Here is a 17,906-nt window from a genome sequence, read left to right on the forward strand (position 1 = left end):
CTCAGGCCTTCATCGACATCTCGGTGTCGGCGAGGGCGAGGCGGATGAGTTCGGACATCGCCTCCCGCGCCTCGACGGGATCGCCCCCCGCGATCGCCGCGTGGAGGGCGCGGTGCTCCGGCATCGGGTTGCGCGGCAGGGCGCGGCGGCGCTGCTTGTAGAGCGTCGTCCACGAGACCGCCGCCGCGATGGAGCTCGACAGGGACAGGAGCGGCGCGTTGCGCGTCGCCTCCAGCACCGCGTGGTGGAAGGCCCGGTCGGCGGCGCGCCCCTCCGGGGTGGCGAGGCCGTGCCGGGCCATGTCGTCCAGCGCCCGGCCCATCCGCGCGAGGTCGGCCTCCGTCCGGCGCTCGGCCGCGAGGGCGGCGGCGGCGGGCTCCACGATCTGGCGCAGCTCGAACAGGTCGCGGATGAAGGATTCGCTCGGCTCCGATTCGAAGGCCCAGGCCAGGACGTCGGGATCGAGGAGGTTCCAGCGGCTGCGGGCACTGACCCGGGTGCCGATCTTCGGCTTGCTCTCCACGAGGCCCTTCGCGCTCAGGATGCGCATGGCCTCGCGGTAGGCGGTGCGGGAGACGCCGAGCTGCTCGGAGAACTCGATCTCCCCCGGCAGCACCTCGCCCGGCACGTGGCGGCCGGCGAGGATCGCGATGCCCAGGGTGCGGGCCACCGAGCCGTGGATGCGCTGTCCGGCCGTGGCGGGGGGAAGCCCCACGCGCTCGCCGCCGCCCCCGCGTTCCACCGCCCCCTCCGCGTTCCGACGCCCGAACCGCGACCTAAGCCGCAGGCGCGGGCGAGCGCAAGGCGGGGCGCCTCACGCCGCCTGCATCAGGCCGATCTCGGTGACGACCGCCGCGCTGTAGCGCCGGAGGTCGGCGAGCACCGGGTCGTAGTCGAGCCCCTCGCGGCAGGCCGTCTCGACATCCCGGCACAGGCGGGCGAGGTCGGTGAAGCCGAGCATCGCGGCGGCGGCGATCATGGCATGGGCGTCCTGGGCGACGCCGTCGCGCGCCTGCGGGCCGACGCCCGCGCCGAAGCGGGAGTCGAGTTCGGCGGCCAGCGCCACGAGCAGCCCGTGGACGCGATCCTGCCCGACCACGGCGGCGATGGCGTCGAGGGCGGCGGGCTCCGGCACCGGACGGGCCGTCGCGCCGGCCCTGCCCTTGTCCGCGCAGCGGTCGATGGCGTCGAGCAGGTCGGCGCGCACGAAGGGCTTGCCGACATGCCCGCCCATCCCGGCCTCGCGGAACTCGGCGATCTGCTGCGGCAGGACGTTGGCGGTGAGGGCGATGATCGGCACGGCGGCCTTCGGCCCCGCGAGGGCGCGGATCAGCTTCGTCGCGCTCACGCCGTCCATCACCGGCATCTGCACGTCCATGAGGACCACGTCGTAATCGCCGGCCTCCACCGCCCGAACCGCCGCCGCGCCGTCCGGCACGACCTCGACCGAGTGGCCCTCGGCCTCCAGGATCGCGCGGGCGAGGTCCTGGTTGAGGGGGACGTCCTCGGCGAGGAGCAGGCGGCGGGGCGTGCGCGCCCGCCGGTCGCCGGGGCACCGCGCGGCCCCCACCGGGGCGGGGGCGCGGGGCAGGCCGACCGTGAAGGCGAAGGTCGAGCCCTCCCCTTCCACGCTCTCGACGCGCACCGTGCCGCCCATCAGCTCCACGAGGCTCTTGCAGATCGCGAGGCCGAGCCCGGCGCCGTCATGGGCCCGGCGGTAGGAGCCGTCCACCTGGCTGAAGCGCCGGAACAGCCGGTCCTGCTTGTCGGCGGGAATGCCGATGCCGGTGTCGCTGACCCGGATGTCGAGGTCCACGATGTCGCCGCGCGTGCCCGTCACCGCGACGGTGAGGTCCACCCGGCCCGAGCGCGTGAACTTGATGGCGTTGTTGAGGAGGTTGAGCAGCACCTGCCGCAGCCGGTCCTCGTCGCCGCTGAACCAGGCGGGAAGGGCGGGATCGAGGGAGACGCCCATGGCGAGGCCCTTCGCCTCGGCGAGGCCGCGCACGATCGACAGGGCGTTGTCGACGAGGGTGGCGAAGGCGAAGGGGCGCCGGGCGATCTCGACCTGCCCGGCCTCGATCTTCGACACGTCGAGCACGTCGTTGACGACGGTGAGCAGGGCCGCCCCGGCCGAGCGGATGCGCTCGCCGTACTGGCGGATGCGCAGGCCGATGCCGCCCTCGTCGAGGAGCAGGTCGGCATAGCCGATGATGCCGTTGAGGGGCGTGCGGATCTCGTGGCTCATGGAGGCCAGGAATTCCGATTTGGCGCGGCTGCCCGCCTCCGCCAGTTCCCGCGCCGCCTCGGCCTCGCGGGTGCGCTCCGCGACGCGCTCGGCCAGGGTGGCGTTGAGGGTGCGCAGCGCCCCCTCGGCGGCCAGGCGCGCGGTGTCGTCGCGCAGGGTCAGCACCGCGCCGATGGCGCCGCCGTCATGGCCGCGCAGGGGCTGCGCGCTGCCCACCGCGATCACCTCCGCGCCGTCCGGCCGCCGGATGCGCCAGCGCGCCTCCCGCACGGTCTCGCCCCGCACCGCCCGCGCGAGGGGCAGGTCGTGGGGCGGGTAGGGTTCGCCGTCCTCGGTGAAGAGGTGGTAGGTCTCGCTGTAGGCATCGGGCTCGACATCGAGGCGCGAGACCCCGTGGATCGCCGCCGCCGCCACGTTGACCAGGGTGATCCGCCCGGTCGCGTCGGTGACGATCACCCCCTCCGCCAGCTGGGCGAGGATTGCCGCGCTCGCCGCCGTGGTGAAATCCGAATGCGCCTGCATGACCCGCAGCCGCTCCTCGGCCGCCGCCCAGTTCCGCGCCTCGCCGGTGCGCGCCTCGGCCTCCGCCGCCATGCGGGCGCTGATGTCGCGCAGGGTCGAGACGAAGCCCTCCGGCGCGCCGCTCTCGGCATCGTGGACCAGGGCGAAGGCCAGTTCGAGCCACACCCAATGCCCGTCCCGGTGGCGGTAGCGCGCCGCGGTGAGCGCCGTGTCCTGAAGCCCGCTCAGCATCGCGTCGAGGGAGCGGGTGAAGGCCGGCATGTCCTCCGGGTGGACGAAGTCGCGCGGGCGCGTGCCGACGAGTTCCGCCGGGTCGTAGCCGAGGATCGGCGTCACCGCGTGCGAGACGTAGCGCCGGGTCGTGTCGAGGTCGCTGAAGACGATGATGTCGCTGGCGTGCTCGGTGATGAGCCGGTAGCGGCCCTCGCCCGGGGGCAGCGCGCCGGCCTCGGCCACCACATGCACCGCCCCGCCCCCGGCGAGGACGCTTCGGCGGATCAGCGCCGCCGCGCCGACGGGGGGCAGGAAGGCCTCGCCGAGGCGCAGCGCGTCCTCGGGCAGGCCGAGCAGGCCCGCCGCGCGGCAATTGACGGCGCGGACCTTCTCGTGCCGGTCGGTGACGACGATGCCGAGGTCGAGGGCGTCGAGGGTGGCGCGCAGCAGCGCCCCCGCCTCCTCCGCCGCCTGCACCGTCTGGGTGAACTCGGTGACGTCGAGGCAGATGCCGTGGATGGCGACGAGCCGTCCCGCCGGATCGCGCTCGTCGATGCCGCGCACGCTGACATGGCGGATCTCGCCGTGGGGCCGCACGATGCGCGACCGGTGCTCGTAGCCCCCGCGCGGCAGGCGGCCCCGCCCGTCGAGGGCGTTCAGGATGCGGCGCTCGACCTCGCCCCGGTCGTCCGGGTGGTAGTAGCTGCAATGGGTCGCGAGGGGGACCTGTTCAAGGATGGTGTTGCGGCCGAAGATCGCCGCGATGCCCGCCGACCACGCCAGCTTGCGCGTGGCGACGTCGAGCCGCCAATGCCCGCACGAGGCGGTCTGCTCCGCGACCCGCCGGGCCGCCTGGGCCTGGGCGTGGCGGCTCTCGCTGCAGGCGAGGCGCCGCTCGGCCTCCTCCGCGCGCAACGCCCCGGCCGCGAGCCGCGCGGCCTCCGCGAGGCGCGCCCACGTCGCCTCGTCGGGGTCGGCGCGGCCGGCCTCGTCGATCACGCACAGGGCGCCGGCCCAGCCGCCCTCGGCGGCGCGCAGGGGCAGGCAGGCGCAGAAGCCGACATCCCCGGCCCCCTCGCGCAGGATCACGGGTTCCGCGCCGCGCCCGAGCCCGTCGCGGAACGCTTCGTCGGCGAGGATCGCCTCGGCGCGGGCGCGGTCGAGCCCGCTGAGCCCGGCGATCCGAAGCCCCCCCGCCCCGTCGAGGACGGCGAAGCAGGCCGGCGCGCCGAGCATCGCCCTGGCGACGACACAGGCGGAATCGAGGAGCGCGACGCCTTCACTCAAGGAGAAAGGCGGGACGGATACCGCTCGGTCCAAGGGCTTCGATCTCACCACACCGGAGGCCGACCGTCATAGCGAGTCGGGCCGCCGATGGGTCAGGCGCAACTCATAATTGTTTCTTACGCGCTCCCCCGGTCACGCGAAAGTCAGGCGAGGCCGAGCTTCTGGGCCAGCCCGATCCGCTGGAGCTTGCCGGTGGCGCCGCGGGGGATTTCCGGCAGGATCACGATCTTCGCCGGCACCTTGAACGGCGCCAGCCGCTCGGAGGCGAAGCCCCGGATCTCCTTCTCCTCGGCGGAGATGCCCTCGCGCAGGACGATGGCGGCGGCCACCTCCTCCCCGAGCTTGTCGTGCGGCAGGGCGAAGGTCACGCATTGCAGCACGGCCGGGTGGTCGAGGAGAATCTCATCGACCTCGCGGGGGCTGATCTTCTCGCCGCCCCGGTTGATGATCTCCTTGAGGCGGCCGGTGATCGTCAGGAAGCCGTCCTCCGAGAGGGTGCCCTGGTCCCCGGTGCGGAACCAGCCCTGCCGGGTGAAGGCCTCGGCATTGGCCTTGTCGTTGTTCTCGTAGCCCGCCATCACGTTGGGGCCGCGGATGACGATCTCGCCGGTCTCGCCCGACGGCAGGGGCTCGCCGTCCAGGCCCACCACCGCGATCTCCGGGCCCGCCGCGAGGCCGACCGCGCCGGGGCGGTTCTTCCGCGGCGGCAGGGGGTTCGAGGCCATCTGGTGGGCGGCCTCGGTCATGCCGTAGGCCTCGATCACCGGGGCACCGAAGGTCTCCTCCAGTTCGCGCAGCACCTGCGGCGGCAGCGAGGCGGACGAGGAGCGGATGAAGCGCAGGGGCGTCGCGGCGATGATCTCGCGGTTGCGCCCCGCGCGGCCGAGGATCGCCTGGTGCATCGTCGGCACGCCCGTGTACCAAGTGGGCTTGGCCTCCTCCATCCAGGAGAAGAACTTCAGGGCGTTGAAGCCCGGCGTGCAGCAGATCTGCCCGCCGGCCGAGAGCGGCGCCAGGGTGCCCGCGATCAGCCCGTGGATGTGGAACAGGGGCATGATGTTGAGGCCGCGATCCTCCGCCGTGAAGGCGAGGCTCGTGCGGATGTGCCGGGCCGAGGCGCAGACGTTGCCCTGGCTGAGGGGCACGATCTTCGGGCGCGAGGTGGTGCCGGAGGTGTGCAGCACGAGGGCGATGTCGCCCTCCTCGGCGAGGCCGCCCTGGGCGGGAGGCGCCCCGGCCTCTCCGGAGAAGGACAGGGTGAAGCTGCCCGCGCCCTGCTCGGGGGTGGGCTTCAGCCGGGCCACGCCCATGCCGAGCTTCTCGGCGACGGCGATTGCGGGCGACTCGCTGCCCTCGGCCACGACCAGCAGCTTGGCGCGCAGGTCCGTGAGGTAGAACTCGAACTCGTCCGCCTTGTAGGCCGGGTTCAGCGGGGCCGAGGTGGTACCCGCCGCCACCGCGATGAAGGCGGCGGCCATCTCGGGGCCGTTCGGGAGCACGATGGCGACCCGCTCGCCCCGGCCGATGCCCCGGGCGTTGAGGTCGGCGACGGTGCGGTCGGTCAGGGCGCGCAGATGCCCGAAGGTCAGCGGCACGCCGCCGGGGCTCGTGAGGGCGGGCGCCCCGTCCGCGCCCGCGCTGATGAGATCACGAAGGGTGGTTGAGGAAGCGGCCACGTCGGAATCCTCGGAATAATCAGGCAGAGACGATGGAGAGGCGACCGTTCGCCCGCTCCAGGCTCTGCGCCAGAAGGCGCATCAGCGCGTAGACGCTGTCGATATGGGGCGACGCCACCCCGACGAGGCGGCCGAGTTCGATCACCGAGCCGACGAGGGCTTCGAGTTCGATCGGGCGACCGGCCTCCACGTCCTGCAGCATCGAGGTCTTGTGCGCGCCGACCTTCTCGGCCCCGGCGATGCGGCGGTCGATCCCGACGCGGAAGGTGATGCCGAGCGTGTTCGCGATCTGCTCGGCCTCCTTCATCATCGCCGTGGCGAGGGCCCGCGTGTCGGGGAAGCGGCAGATGTCCTCGAGGGTTGCGTGGGTCAGCGCGGAAATCGGGTTGAAACTGAGGTTGCCCCAGAGCTTCAGCCAGATCTCGGCCCGGATGTCGCCGGTGACGGGGGCCTTGAACCCGGCCTTGGTCAGGCGCTGCGAGATGTCGAGCACGCGCTCCGACTTCGAGCCGTCGAGCTCGCCGAGGCCGAAGCGGTTGCCCTCGATCACCTTCACCGTGCCGGGATCGGTGAGGACGGCCGCCGGGTAGACCACCGAGCCGACGACCCGGCGGGGGTCGAGATGCTGCGCGATGAGCCCGCCGGGATCGGCGGTCTCCAGCTGCGTGCCCTCGTATGGGCCGCCATGCCCCCCGGTGAAGTACCACCACGGGATCCCGTTCTGCATCGTCACGACGGCGGTGTCGGGGCCCAGGAGGTGCTTGAGGTCGGCGGCGATGGGGCCGACCTGATGCGCCTTCACCGTGAGCAGCACGAGGTCGTGCGGCCCGGCCTCCTGCATCGAGCGGGTGGCCTTCACGTTGCGGGCGTGAACCTCGCTGCCGTCCTCCTCGATCAGCCGCAGGCCGTCGCGGGCGATGGCCTCCGCGTTCGAGCGGGCGATGAAGGTGACGTCCTCGCCGGCTTCCGCCAGCTTCACGCCGAGATAGCCGCCGATGGCCCCGGCGCCGACGATCGCGATGCTCATGACTCTTCGCTCAGGACTCGTGGATGTCTACGGGAGGTTTCAGGGTACGGTAGGGGAGCGCCGCCCCGCTTGCCAGGGGGGACGGCGCTCTCGCCTCAATGGCTCTGGGCCACGAACCGCGCCCGCATGGGCTTCAGGACGAACATCGCGAGGAACGCCGCGAAGAAGGCCATGCCCGAGGCGACGTAGAACACCATCTGCCAGCTGCCGGTCTGCGTCTGGATCAGCAGGAAGGCGGGCAGCAGCAGGGAGGCCGTGCCCTTGGCGGTGTAGAGCAGGCCCGCATTGGCCGTGGCCTGCCGGTCGCCGTAGGTGTCCGCGCAGGTCGAGGGGAACAGCGAGTAGATCTCGCCCCAGGCGAAGAACACGAGGCCGGTGAGCAGCACGAAGGCGATGGGGTGGTGCGCCAGCATGCCCAGCGCCAGGATGCCCACGCCCTCGATGGCGAAGGCGATGACCATCGTGTTCTCGCGCCCGATCCGGTCCGAGACCCAGCCGAAGAACGGCCGCGTGACGCCGTTCAGGATCCGGTCGATGGTGAGCGCGAAGGTCAGGGCCGGCAGGGTCAGGCCGAGGATCGAGACCGGCACGCCGTCGACCTGGAAGTCCTTGGCGATGGGGGCGAGGGAGGCGGTCGCCATCAGGCCGCCGGCGGCCATCAGCACGAACATCAGGTACATCAGCCAGAAGACCGGCGTGCGCACCATCTCGGACGGGCTGTACTGCCGCCGCGTGACGGCGTTGGCGACGGTGCGGCCGGCGAGCATCCGGTCCTTGTAGCCGGCGTCGGGGGCGGCGAGGAGCTGCGCGGCGATCATCACCACGATGCCCTGGCCGAGGCCGAAGACGAGGAAGGTGTGCTCGTAGCCGCTGTCGCGGATCATCGCCGCGATCGGCACGACGGTCAGCGCCGAGCCCGCGCCGAACCCGGCGGCGGTGAGGCCGGCGGCCAGCCCGCGCCGGTCGGGGAACCACTTGAGGGCGTTGCCGACGCAGGTGCCGTAGACCGCGCCCGCGCCGATGCCGCCCACCGCCGCCGCGGCGTAGAGCATCGCGAGGGAATCGGCATAGGCGTTCATCGTCCAGCCGATGGCGCAGAAGGCGCCGCCGATCAGCGTCACGATCCGCGGGCCGTAGCGATCCACGAACCAGCCCTCGATCGGCACCAGCCAGGTCTCGGTGACGACGAAGATCGTGAACGCGACCTGGATCGCCGCCTTGCCCCACTGGTACTTGTCGTTGATCGGGTTCACGAACAGCGTCCAGCCGTACTGCATGTTCGCGATCATCGACATGCACAGGACGCCGAGGGCGAGCTGGCCCCAGCGCCCTAGGGCGGGAGCGCGCACCCCGGCGGGGGTGAGGGCGGTGGAACCCTGCGCTGGATCTGCGGCGGGCATGGCCATGTAAGGCAGGCTCCTATGCAACCTGAATGCTAAGGGCCAAGGTTCTAAAGCAGTAAATAAACGATACAATATGCCAGTGCGGCAGATGATCGATTGTAGAGCGGCAAAATATTTGGTGTCCGCTTTGAAAAATTTGAACGGCGATGCGGCAGGCCTTGTGTGCGCTGCAACAGAAGCGGAGAGCAAACCCGCCCTGCGCCACCGGCCGTATCAGGGCGGAAACAACCGGCGCATAAACCGCGCGCACGGGGGTTGGACGCAAGAAGGACGTTCGCGAGATGGACGCGCACAGGGTCGAGGACGCGCTGGCGGCTGCGGGGCCGGTGGCGGCGATCGACGGGGCCTCGCCGGCGGTGTCGCCGCCGAGCCCGGTCCGCGCCGAGACGACGACCTACGGCATCCTCGCCGCGCTCAGCCTCTCGCACCTGCTGAACGACCTGATCCAATCCCTCGTGCCGGCGATGTACCCGCTCCTGAAGACCAGCTTCGCGCTGGATTTCGGGCAGATCGGGCTCATCACCCTCACCTTCCAGCTGACCTCGTCGCTGCTCCAGCCGGTGGTCGGCTACTACACCGACAAGCGCCCGAGCCCGTTCTCCCTCACGGTGGGGATGACCTGCTCGCTCATCGGCATCGTGCTGCTGGCGAGCGCGTGGTCCTATGGCGCGCTCCTGGTCGCCGCCGGGCTGGTGGGCATGGGCTCGTCCGTGTTCCACCCCGAATCCTCGCGCATGGCGCGGGCGGCCTCCGGCGGGCGCTACGGGCTGGCGCAATCGGTGTTCCAGGTCGGCGGCAACACGGGGCAGGCCCTCGGGCCGCTGCTCGCGGCCTTCATCGTGGTGCCGAACGGCCAGCACAGCGTGATCTGGTTCTCCCTCGCGGCCCTGGCCGGCATCGGCGTGCTGGCCTGGGTCGGGCGCTGGTACCGGGCGCGGCTCGCGGCGGGCAAGCGCGGCGCCAAGGCCGGCGCGGCCCTCCAGACCCTCGGCCGGGGCAAGATCGTCGGGACGATCGCCATCCTGATCGTGCTGATCTTCTCCAAATTCTTCTACATGGCGAGCTTCAACTCGTACTACACGTTCTACCTGATCGACCGCTTCCACGTCTCGGTGCAGACTTCGCAGCTCTGCCTGTTCGTGTTCCTCGGCTCGGTGGCGACGGGCACCCTGGTCGGCGGCCCGGTGGGCGACCGGATCGGCCGCAAGGCGGTGATCTGGGGCTCGATCCTCGGCGTCCTGCCCTTCACGCTGGCCCTGCCCTATGCCGGGTTCTGGGCGACCGTGGCCCTGACGGTGCCGATCGGGATGATCCTGGCCTCGGCCATGCCCGCGATCCTCGTCTACGCGCAGGAACTGCTGCCCGGCCGCGTCGGGCTGGTGGGCGGCCTGTTCTTCGGGCTGTCCTTCGGGATGGGCGGGCTCGGGGCGGCGGTGCTGGGCGAGGTCGCCGACCACACGAGCATCGATTTCGTCTATCGCCTCTGCGCCTTCCTGCCGGCCATCGGCCTGCTGGCGGCGTTCCTGCCGCGCATCAGGCCCGCCCGGTAGGTCCTTCCGGGGACGACGCCCCCCGCCGACCCGGTCACGCGGACAGGCTCAGGCCCACCGCCGCCGGCTGAAGGGGTCGGCGGGCGGGCAGCGCGACCACCTCGCAGCTGTCGGCCCGCATCCGCCAATCGGCGATGCCGGCGGCCTCGCAGAACATCGCCTTGGCGGCGAAGGCCGCCGAGACGTCGGAGCGGGCGGTGACGAGGACCCGCTCCTGCACGATGCGCCGGTCGTGCCCCGTGGAATCGGGGACCACCTTGTGGAACGTCACGAGGTATTGCCGCATGGATCAGCTCCGCTCACGGGGGGCCGGCCATCCTCCCACGGGGCGGGTGGAACGCCTTGATCCAGCGCAAATCCCGCTCAGGTGCGCCAGGGATGGGCCGGCAGTTCGGTCTGCCCAATGGAGCGGGCGCCGGCCTCCGCGACGGCATGGTCGTTCTCGACGGTGGAGCCGCTGACGCCGATCGCCCCGGACATCACACCCTCCGAATCGACGATCGGGATGCCGCCGGGGAAGGTGATGAGCCCGTCGTTCGAGTGCTCGATGCCGTAGAGCGGGCCGCCGGGCTGCGAGAGCTGCCCGATCTGGCCGGTCATCATGCCGAAGAAGACCGAGGTCTTGGCCTTCTTCTGCGCGATGTCGATGGAGCCGACCCAGGCATCGTCCATCCGGTGGAAGGCCTTCAGGTTGCCGCCCGAATCCACCACGGCGATGCACATCTGCGTCCCGAGTTCCTTCGCCTTCGCCTCGGCGGCCCGGATGGCCGTGAGGGCCTGGTCGATGGTGACGTGCATGGCGTTCTCCTTCTGATGGGGCGGGCGACGCTATAGGACGCGCCGACCCTCATCAACGCAGGGGACGAGCGGGGGTTTGCAGCGCCCTCCCCTCCGGCCGGCGCGACGTCATACCTTGGCTATACGCAAGAGCTCTCAAGGTCCTCGCACCGCGCCGCCGCTGCAGAAACCTCATGTCGCAGGGATGAATACCGCCGTTTCAGCGTTAATTCAGGGTAGCCTCGTTCACCATGTCCCTCAACCAAGTCGTGGCCGTGGGCGCACACGGAACCTGTCATTTAACCTAAGCGTAAATGCTGATTACTGAGTTCGATTTCGCTGCTTTGAATCCGCAAGATCATGGGGTACACCGGTCGTATAGCGTATTCCCGTGAGTCGGACAGCGGCAGGCAAGCACCGCGCGGGACACGTATGGGGAGTCACCGTCATGTCGAGCCTCGCTGAGGCAGCGCCGTCCAGGGCGAACGGCTTTGCCGAACGCCGCGCGATCGCCCGCGCCAACGCGAACTGGTTTCGCAAGCTGGCCGTCCGCGCCCTGCGGGACGGCTGCCCCAGCGCCGCGCAGCGGGCCGCGAACGCGCGCAAGGCCGCCCGGCTCGTCCTCGCCCAGGCCCGCCGCGAGGCGGTGGTGCGGCGGATGATGGAATCGGCGGCTCAACTGGTATCCTGAGCATCTCCACCGCGCTTTGCGCTGGATCAAGGCGCTCCCTCCCGGAGCCGGGCAGGCCGGGGCTTTAGCCTCGCAGGGAGTGGATTCATGACCGACTGCGCCGTCAGGCAGGCCGTGATCGACGCGCTCGCGTCCGACCCGCGCATCGACGCCACCCAGGTCGGCGTCGCCGTGGATGGCGGCATCGTCACCCTCACCGGCCATGTGACGTGCTACGCCGCGCGGGAGGCCGCCGAGACCGTCGCCCGCAGGGTCTGCGGCGTGCGCGGCGTGGTGGATCAGGTGGCGGTGCGCCTCCCGGCCGCGCAGCGCCCCCGCGACGAGGACCTCGCCCGCCGGGCCGACCTGATCCTCCGCTGGACCATGACGCTGCCGCCGGACGCGATCCGCGTGAAGGTGCGGGAGGGCTGGATCACCCTCACCGGCACGGTGGCGGCGCCGTCCCAGAAGAACGAGGCGCAGGCCGTCGTGGCGACGGTTCCGGGCCTCCTCGGCCTCATCAACCTGATCGACGTGGCCTGAGCCCGAACGAAATCCGCCCCGGCGGGGGCCGGGGCGGATCGGATCGCGCGGGTCCTGGCGGGCGGGGGCTTACTCCGCCGCGTGCATCACCGGGGCGGCGGCGGCCGGAACCGGCTTGTTGCCCAGCGTCGCGGCGAGCTTGGCCTCGTCGACCTCGCCCTCCCAGCGGGCGACGACGATGCAGGCGACCGCGTTGCCGATGAAGTTCGTCAGCGCGCGGCACTCGGACATGAACCGGTCGATGCCGAGGATGAGCGCCATGCCGACCACCGGCACCGAGGGCACCACCGCGAGCGTCGCGGCCAGCGTGATGAAGCCCGAGCCGGTGACGCCGGCCGCGCCCTTCGAGGAGAGCATCGCCACGAGGAGCAGCAGCGCCTGCTCGCCGAGCGAGAGCGGGGTGTCCGTGGCCTGGGCGATGAACAGCGCCGCCATCGTCATGTAGATGTTGGTGCCGTCGAGGTTGAACGAGTACCCGGTGGGGACCACGAGGCCGACGACGGGCTTCGAGCAGCCGGCCCGCTCCATCTTCTCCAGCAGGGACGGCAGCGCCGACTCGGACGACGACGTGCCGAGCACCAGAAGCAGCTCTTCCTTGATGTAGCGGATCAGCCGGATGATCGAGAACCCGTTGTAGCGGGCGACGAGGCCGAGCACGCCGAACACGAAGATCGCGGAGGTCAGGTAAAACGCGCCGACGAGGTAGGCGAGGTTGGCGAGCGAGGAGATGCCGTACTTGCCGATGGTGAAGGCCATCGCGCCGAAGGCGCCCAGCGGAGCGACCTTCATGATGATGTTGACGACGCCGAAGATGGCTTCCGACAGCACCTTGATGATGTCGAGCACCGGCTTGCCGCGCTCGCCGAGGAAGGCCAGCCCGAAGCCGAACAGGATCGAGAAGAACAGCACCTGAAGGATCTCGCCGCCCGCGAAGGCGCCGACCGCCGTCGTGGGGATGATGTTCATCAGGAACTCGACGATGCTCTGCTCCTTCGCCTTGCCGGCGTAGGTGGCGATCGTCTTCGGATCGAGGGACTTCGGATCGATGTGCAGGCCGTTGCCCGGCTGCAGCACGTTCGCGACGATCAGGCCGACGATGAGGGCGAGCGTCGAGAAGGTGATGAAGTAGATCAGCGCCTTGCCGCCGACCCGGCCGACCTTCTCGAGATTCGTCATGCCGGCGATGCCGGAGACCACGGTGAGGAAGATCACCGGGGCGATGATCATCTTCACGAGCTTGATGAAGGCGTCGCCGAGCGGCTTCAGGTCCGCGCCGAGCTGCGGGTAGAAATGGCCGGTGAGGATGCCGAGGGCGACCGCCACCAGCACCTGGAAGTACAGCGTGCGATAGAACGGTTTCGGCTTGGCCGGCGGATGCGGCGCGGTGAGCGGGGACGGGACGGCGACCATCGAGGCATTTCCTCCAGAACGAGAATCGGGACGCTCCGGTGGGCCCCGGCTGAAGGCCGCGGCGTCCGTCGCACTTGCTTTTGGCCCCGGGGGCGGCAGTCATGCGCGGACGGCAGGACTGCGTTACGTTCGGGGAATGGCAACCGCCGTGCCAGTCGCCGGACAGGCGGAAGGAATTTGTAAACCATTGTGATGGCGGCATTTTCTTCACGAACGGTCGATGCGCCGAAAGCCCCCGTTCCGGGATCCCGCACGGGCGGCCCGAAACCTTTCCGGGGTTTCGCACCGGGAACTTTCCCGTGAGTGCCGTTCGCAGCACCGAGACGGGGCGCGTGCTGGCCCTCGTCCTCGGCTTCGCGGCGATGGTCCTGGCGGCGTGGCTCGCGGGCCGGGCGGCCGAGCGCTCGGCCCTCGCCGACCTCGCCCGGCAGGCCCGCGCGACGCTGACGCTCCAATCCGGGGCGCTGCACGCGGAGATGCAGCGCCAGACCGCCCTGCCCCTCGCCCTCGCCTCCGATCCCGAGATCGCCGACGCCCTGCGCGAGGGGGCGGCCCCCGGCATCGCGGAGCGGGTGAGCGCCCGCCTCGCGACCATCGCGGCGGCGACGGGGGCGGCGGTGATCTACGTCATCCGCCCCGACGGCCTGACGGTCGCGGCGAGCAACGCCACCGAGGAGCGCGGCTTCGTGGGCCGCAACTATGCGTTCCGCCCGTATTTCCGCGATGCCATGGCCCACGGCTCCGGCTCGCAATTCGCGCTGGGCACGGTGAGCGGGCGGGCGGGCTTCTACCTCTCGAGGCGGGTCGGGGACCGGCTCGGCGTGGTGGTGGTGAAGATCGAGTTCGACGGGGTGGAGGCCGCATGGCGCGCGGCGTCGGAGGCGGTGTTCGTCACCGATCCGCGCGGCATCGTGCTGATGGCGAGCGACACGGCCTGGCGCCTGCGCAGCCTGCGCCCCCTCGATGCGGAGGCCGAGGCCGAGATCCGCGCGGCGCAGGATTTCGGCGACGCGCCGCTGAGCCTCCTGCCGCTCTTCCCGGCGCCGGACGGCCTCGTGCGGGTCGGCCGGGGGGCGCAGCCCGCCTCGCTCGCCCTGCTGCGCGACGCCCCCGTGGGCGACACGCCCTGGCGCATCCACAGCCTCACGCCGATCCCGAAGGCGGTGGCGCGGGAGCGCGCCCAGGCGCAACTGATCGCCGTGCTGGCGACGGGCCTCGCCGGGTTCGGCCTCACCGTCTGGCTCGCCCGCCGCGCCCGCACCCGCACCCGCCTCGCCGAGGCGGCGGCGCGGGGGGCCGAGTTGGAGGCACGGGTGGCCGAGCGGACCCGCGCCCTCAGCGCCGCCAACGGCCGGCTGCGCGTGGAGATGGCCGAGCGCGAGCGGCTGGGCCGCGAACTCGCCCAGGCCGGACGCCTCGCCGCGCTGGGCCAGTTCGCCGCGAGCATGGCGCACGAGATCAACCAGCCGCTCGCCGCGATCCGCGCCTATGCCGACAACACCGGCAAGCTGATGGAGCGCGGCCGGGTGCACGACGCGGTGGAGAACGTCGCGGCGATCGGGCGGCTCACCGACCGGATCGGCGGCCTCACCCGCCAATTGAAGGGCTTCGCCCGCCGCGCCTCGGGACGCCGCGAGCCGGTGCCGGTGGATGCGCTCCTGCGCGGCGCCCTCGAGGTGGCGGCGGCGCGGGCGGAGGCCGACGGCACGCCGCTCACCGTCGAGGCCGTGCCCGACCTCGCTGTGATCGGCGACGCGTCCCGCCTGGAACAGGTGCTCGTCAACCTCCTGCAGAACGCCCTCGACGCCGTGGCCGCGCGGCCCGCGCGCCGGGTCGCGGTGTCGGTCGCGGCGGAGGGCGAGCGCGTCGGGATCGAGGTCCGCGACGACGGGCCGGGTATCCCGGAGGCGGCGCGGGGGCAGATCTTCGAGCCGTTCTTCACCACCAAGGCGGACGGGCTGGGGCTCGGCCTCGCCATCAGCCGCGGCATCGTCGAGGAGTGCGGCGGCGCGCTGAGCGTGCGAGACGCCCCCGGCGGCGGCACGGTATTCCGGGTGGAACTGGTGCGCGCGGCGCCGGCCGGGAGCCGCGCCGAGGAGACGGAGGCGAGCGCATGAGCGGGGACGGAGCGGAGCGCGTCGTCTTCATCGACGACGAGGAGGATGTGCGCCGCGCCAACCGGCAGAGCCTGGAACTCGACGGGTTCGCCGTCGAGACCTTCGGGGATGCCGAATCGGCGCTCGCCGCGATCCTCGCGGAGGCGCCGGGCGTGGTGGTGAGCGACGTGCGCCTGCCCGGCGCGGACGGGCGCGCCCTCCTCGAACGGCTGCACCGGATCGACCCCGACCTGCCGGTGATCCTCATCACCGGCCACGGCGACATCTCCATGGCGGTGGCGGCCCTGCGGGGCGGGGCGGTGGATTTCCTCGCCAAGCCCTACCCGGCCGACGCCCTCGTCGCCTCGGTGCGCCGGGCGCTGGAACGGCGGCGGCTCGTGGTGGAGAACCGCCGCCTGCGGGCGAGCCTCGACGCGGCCCTCGACGAGGACCCCGCCTTCCTCGGCCTCTCGCCGGAGATCGTCCGCCTGCGCCGCCTCGTGCGCGACGTGGCGGCGGCGGATGTGGACGTGCTGGTCCTGGGGGAGACCGGCTCCGGCAAGGAGGTGGTGGCGAGCGCCCTGCACCGCTGGAGCCGCCGGGCCGAGCGCAACTTCGTCGCCATGAATTGCGGCGCCCTGCCCGACAGCGTGGTGGAGAGCGAACTCTTCGGCCACGAGGCCGGCGCCTTCACCGGGGCCCTGAAGCGCCGGATCGGGCGGATCGAGCACGCGCAGGGCGGCACGCTGTTCCTCGACGAGATCGAGAGCATGCCGCTGCCGCTTCAGGTGAAGTTCCTGCGGGTGCTGCAGGAGCGGACGGTGGAGCCGCTGGGCACCAACGAGGTCCGCCCCATCGACATGCGGGTCGTGGCCGCGACCAAGGTCGATCTCGGCCTGGAGGCCGCGCAGGGCACCTTTCGCGATGACCTCTACCACCGGCTGAACGTCATCACGATCGCCATCCCGCCTTTGCGCGACCGGCGGGAGGACGTGATGCTGCTGTTCCAGCACTTCCTGACGAAGGCCGCGACCCGCTTCGGCCGCGAGCCACCCCCGGTGACGCGGGCGGTGCGCGACCATCTCCAGCGCCACCCCTGGCCCGGCAACGTCCGCGAACTCGGGCATTTCGCGGAGCGCTGCGCGTTGGGCTTCGCGCCGGAGGACAAGGCGGCCGAGGCCGCGCCGACCCCGACGCTGGCCGAGCGCGTCGAGCGGTTCGAGCGCGACCTGATCCGCGACGAGTTGATCGTCGCGGGCGGCGACGTGCGCCTCGCCGCCGCGGCGCTGGGCGCCCCGCGCAAGACGCTCTACGACAAGATCGCCCGCTACGGCCTCGTGCCCACCGATTACCGGTAGCCGCCTCAGGCCGGGATGCGGTCGATGGCGGCCGTGTCCTCGGCCTGGATGCCGTTCTCCCGGTGCCGGAACTCGCTGAGCGCCCGGTAGACCTGAAGCCGCGCCCGCATGATCGACCCGAGGGGCCGGTGCAGGGCGAGGCTGTGCGCCGGCCGGAAGGTCATCACCTCATCGAAGTAGCGGACCCGCGCGGCGGAATAGGCGTCCTGGCGCGGCAGGCGGATCGTCGCCACGGTGCGGTAGGGGCTGATCTCCACCGGCCAGTCGACGGAGGAATCCTCGATGGGCTGGCGCTCCGCATCCGCCCAGAGCTGCGCCTTCAGTTCGAACACCGCCTCGTGCTCGCGGAAGAACGCCGTGGCGGCATGGCGGAAGCCGTCCTCGTCCGTATGCGGATCGAGGCGCCATTCCGAGAGGGCGCGCTGCGCCTCGCCCACCGGCACCACCCCGAGCTTGGCGACGTAGTCGCCGAAGCGCATCGGCGCCTGGCTGAAATAGCTGTCGGCGATCGGGTGGCTGAACGGGTAGCCGAAGAAGCCGGCCCGCGCGCTCTCCGTGCCGAAGGCGTGCAGCACCCGGTTGAGGTTGCGGGCTGTGGCGGCGACCGCGCTCTTCACCCCCTCGGGCAGGCCGGTCGCCTTGCCGATCACCGTGCCGTCGCGCAGGAACCCCGCCGCCGTGCCGGAGGGAAAGGTCGTGCCGGTGGCCAGCACGAAATCCTGCGTCTCGGCGGCATGGCCCGGCAGCTTCTCGCCGGGCACGTCGAACACCTTGAGCGACAGGCCGCGATGGGTCGAGACCCGGTCGCCCAGGGTCTCCCCCGGCCCCTGCGCGAAGCGCACGGCCACCGGATGCCGGCCGGGCTTGGCGAACAGGCCCTGCGCCAGCTCGGCCGGCAGGCCCTCGGGAACGATCAGCTCCCCCGTGACGCAGGCCGTGCTCTTGGCGTGGCTCGCCCGCACCGCATGATGCTCGCGCTTCTCCACGACCTGCGATTGCTGCGTCATCCCCTGGATGATGCCGTCGATGGAGTCCTGCTCGTCCGGGGCGGGCGTCTCGATGTCGGGTGCGTAGCGCAGGTAGCTCATGGAACCTCACGGGGGCGGACGAGTCGCTTTGGCCGACA

Annotated in this window: 14 protein-coding genes; 5 read left to right on the forward strand and 9 right to left on the reverse strand. The window is 71.6% G+C overall.

Features of this window, described 5'->3' with window-relative positions; translation table 11 throughout:
• Nucleotide 1: 1 nt before the first annotated feature.
• The 5 genes from ACXJ1Y_RS15535 to oxlT all read right to left on the reverse strand — a co-directional run bounded on the left by ACXJ1Y_RS15535 (nucleotide 2) and on the right by oxlT (nucleotide 8,379).
• A complete protein-coding gene (locus ACXJ1Y_RS15535; protein WP_463847084.1) occupies nucleotides 2-742 on the reverse strand; it encodes a FadR/GntR family transcriptional regulator in 741 nt (246 codons plus the stop codon).
• A gap of 72 nt (nucleotides 743-814) precedes the next feature.
• Nucleotides 815-4,270 carry a PAS domain-containing hybrid sensor histidine kinase/response regulator gene (locus ACXJ1Y_RS15540; protein ID WP_463847085.1) on the reverse strand — a complete coding sequence of 1,152 codons (3,456 nt, stop codon included), beginning with the start codon at nucleotides 4,268-4,270 and terminating at the stop codon, nucleotides 815-817.
• 143 nt (nucleotides 4,271-4,413) lie between these two features.
• Nucleotides 4,414-5,946 (reverse strand): acyl--CoA ligase, encoded by a 1,533-nt coding sequence (locus ACXJ1Y_RS15545; protein WP_463847086.1) that lies wholly within the window; start codon nucleotides 5,944-5,946, stop codon nucleotides 4,414-4,416.
• Between the two features lie 19 nt (nucleotides 5,947-5,965).
• On the reverse strand, nucleotides 5,966-6,973 hold the full coding sequence (locus ACXJ1Y_RS15550) for a 2-dehydropantoate 2-reductase (RefSeq protein WP_463847087.1): 1,008 nt from the start codon (nucleotides 6,971-6,973) through the stop codon (nucleotides 5,966-5,968).
• A gap of 95 nt (nucleotides 6,974-7,068) precedes the next feature.
• Complete coding sequence (gene oxlT / locus ACXJ1Y_RS15555; protein ID WP_463847088.1) at nucleotides 7,069-8,379, reverse strand: oxalate/formate MFS antiporter; 1,311 nt, start codon at nucleotides 8,377-8,379, stop codon at nucleotides 7,069-7,071.
• Between the two features lie 278 nt (nucleotides 8,380-8,657).
• On the opposite strand from oxlT, the gene ACXJ1Y_RS15560 reads away from it, so the two are divergent.
• Nucleotides 8,658-9,926, forward strand: a complete 1,269-nt coding sequence (locus tag ACXJ1Y_RS15560; RefSeq protein WP_463847089.1) for an MFS transporter — start codon at nucleotides 8,658-8,660, stop codon at nucleotides 9,924-9,926.
• Nucleotides 9,927-9,960: 34 nt separating this feature from the next.
• On the opposite strand, the gene ACXJ1Y_RS15565 is transcribed toward ACXJ1Y_RS15560, so the two are convergent.
• Nucleotides 9,961-10,212: a hypothetical protein gene (locus ACXJ1Y_RS15565; RefSeq protein WP_463847090.1), complete on the reverse strand. Its 252-nt coding sequence runs from the start codon at nucleotides 10,210-10,212 to the stop codon at nucleotides 9,961-9,963.
• 77 nt (nucleotides 10,213-10,289) lie between these two features.
• A complete protein-coding gene (locus ACXJ1Y_RS15570) occupies nucleotides 10,290-10,724 on the reverse strand; it encodes a GlcG/HbpS family heme-binding protein (RefSeq protein WP_463847091.1) in 435 nt (144 codons plus the stop codon).
• Between the two features lie 427 nt (nucleotides 10,725-11,151).
• Between ACXJ1Y_RS15570 and ACXJ1Y_RS15575 the strand changes: the two genes are divergently transcribed.
• Together ACXJ1Y_RS15575 and ACXJ1Y_RS15580 are read left to right on the forward strand one after the other, a co-directional pair.
• Nucleotides 11,152-11,394 carry a hypothetical protein gene (locus ACXJ1Y_RS15575; RefSeq protein WP_463847092.1) on the forward strand — a complete coding sequence of 81 codons (243 nt, stop codon included), beginning with the start codon at nucleotides 11,152-11,154 and terminating at the stop codon, nucleotides 11,392-11,394.
• Between the two features lie 87 nt (nucleotides 11,395-11,481).
• A complete protein-coding gene (locus ACXJ1Y_RS15580) occupies nucleotides 11,482-11,916 on the forward strand; it encodes a BON domain-containing protein (RefSeq protein WP_463847093.1) in 435 nt (144 codons plus the stop codon).
• Between the two features lie 69 nt (nucleotides 11,917-11,985).
• Here the strand turns inward: ACXJ1Y_RS15580 and ACXJ1Y_RS15585 are convergent, their stop codons facing one another.
• The gene (locus ACXJ1Y_RS15585) at nucleotides 11,986-13,326 is read right to left on the reverse strand and encodes a dicarboxylate/amino acid:cation symporter (RefSeq protein WP_463847094.1); all 1,341 of its coding nucleotides are present in this window, start codon (nucleotides 13,324-13,326) and stop codon (nucleotides 11,986-11,988) included.
• A 299-nt stretch (nucleotides 13,327-13,625) separates the two neighbouring features.
• On the opposite strand from ACXJ1Y_RS15585, the gene ACXJ1Y_RS15590 reads away from it, so the two are divergent.
• Both ACXJ1Y_RS15590 and ACXJ1Y_RS15595 read left to right on the forward strand, forming a co-directional pair.
• On the forward strand, nucleotides 13,626-15,443 hold the full coding sequence (locus tag ACXJ1Y_RS15590) for a sensor histidine kinase (protein ID WP_463847095.1): 1,818 nt from the start codon (nucleotides 13,626-13,628) through the stop codon (nucleotides 15,441-15,443).
• Nucleotides 15,440-16,780, forward strand: a complete 1,341-nt coding sequence (locus tag ACXJ1Y_RS15595) for a sigma-54-dependent transcriptional regulator (protein WP_463847096.1) — start codon at nucleotides 15,440-15,442, stop codon at nucleotides 16,778-16,780. The genes ACXJ1Y_RS15590 and ACXJ1Y_RS15595 overlap by 4 nt, the downstream gene beginning before the upstream one ends.
• A gap of 5 nt (nucleotides 16,781-16,785) precedes the next feature.
• Here ACXJ1Y_RS15595 and ACXJ1Y_RS15600 read toward each other — a convergent pair whose 3' ends face one another.
• Nucleotides 16,786-17,868 carry a catalase family protein gene (locus ACXJ1Y_RS15600; protein WP_463847097.1) on the reverse strand — a complete coding sequence of 361 codons (1,083 nt, stop codon included), beginning with the start codon at nucleotides 17,866-17,868 and terminating at the stop codon, nucleotides 16,786-16,788.
• Nucleotides 17,869-17,906 lie beyond the last annotated feature (38 nt).

Source organism: Methylobacterium sp. TK26, from assembly GCF_055361565.1.

Coding starts and splice junctions, on each gene's coding strand:
- ACXJ1Y_RS15550 (WP_463847087.1), bottom strand. CDS start 6,973: ATGAGCATCGCGATCGTCGGCGCCGGGGCCATCGGCGGCTATCTCGGC.
- ACXJ1Y_RS15575 (WP_463847092.1), top strand. CDS start 11,152: ATGTCGAGCCTCGCTGAGGCAGCGCCGTCCAGGGCGAACGGCTTTGCC.
- ACXJ1Y_RS15585 (WP_463847094.1), bottom strand. CDS start 13,326: ATGGTCGCCGTCCCGTCCCCGCTCACCGCGCCGCATCCGCCGGCCAAG.
- ACXJ1Y_RS15600 (WP_463847097.1), bottom strand. CDS start 17,868: ATGAGCTACCTGCGCTACGCACCCGACATCGAGACGCCCGCCCCGGAC.
- ACXJ1Y_RS15595 (WP_463847096.1), top strand. CDS start 15,440: ATGAGCGGGGACGGAGCGGAGCGCGTCGTCTTCATCGACGACGAGGAG.
- ACXJ1Y_RS15570 (WP_463847091.1), bottom strand. CDS start 10,724: ATGCACGTCACCATCGACCAGGCCCTCACGGCCATCCGGGCCGCCGAG.
- ACXJ1Y_RS15560 (WP_463847089.1), top strand. CDS start 8,658: ATGGACGCGCACAGGGTCGAGGACGCGCTGGCGGCTGCGGGGCCGGTG.
- oxlT (WP_463847088.1), bottom strand. CDS start 8,379: ATGGCCATGCCCGCCGCAGATCCAGCGCAGGGTTCCACCGCCCTCACC.
- ACXJ1Y_RS15565 (WP_463847090.1), bottom strand. CDS start 10,212: ATGCGGCAATACCTCGTGACGTTCCACAAGGTGGTCCCCGATTCCACG.
- ACXJ1Y_RS15580 (WP_463847093.1), top strand. CDS start 11,482: ATGACCGACTGCGCCGTCAGGCAGGCCGTGATCGACGCGCTCGCGTCC.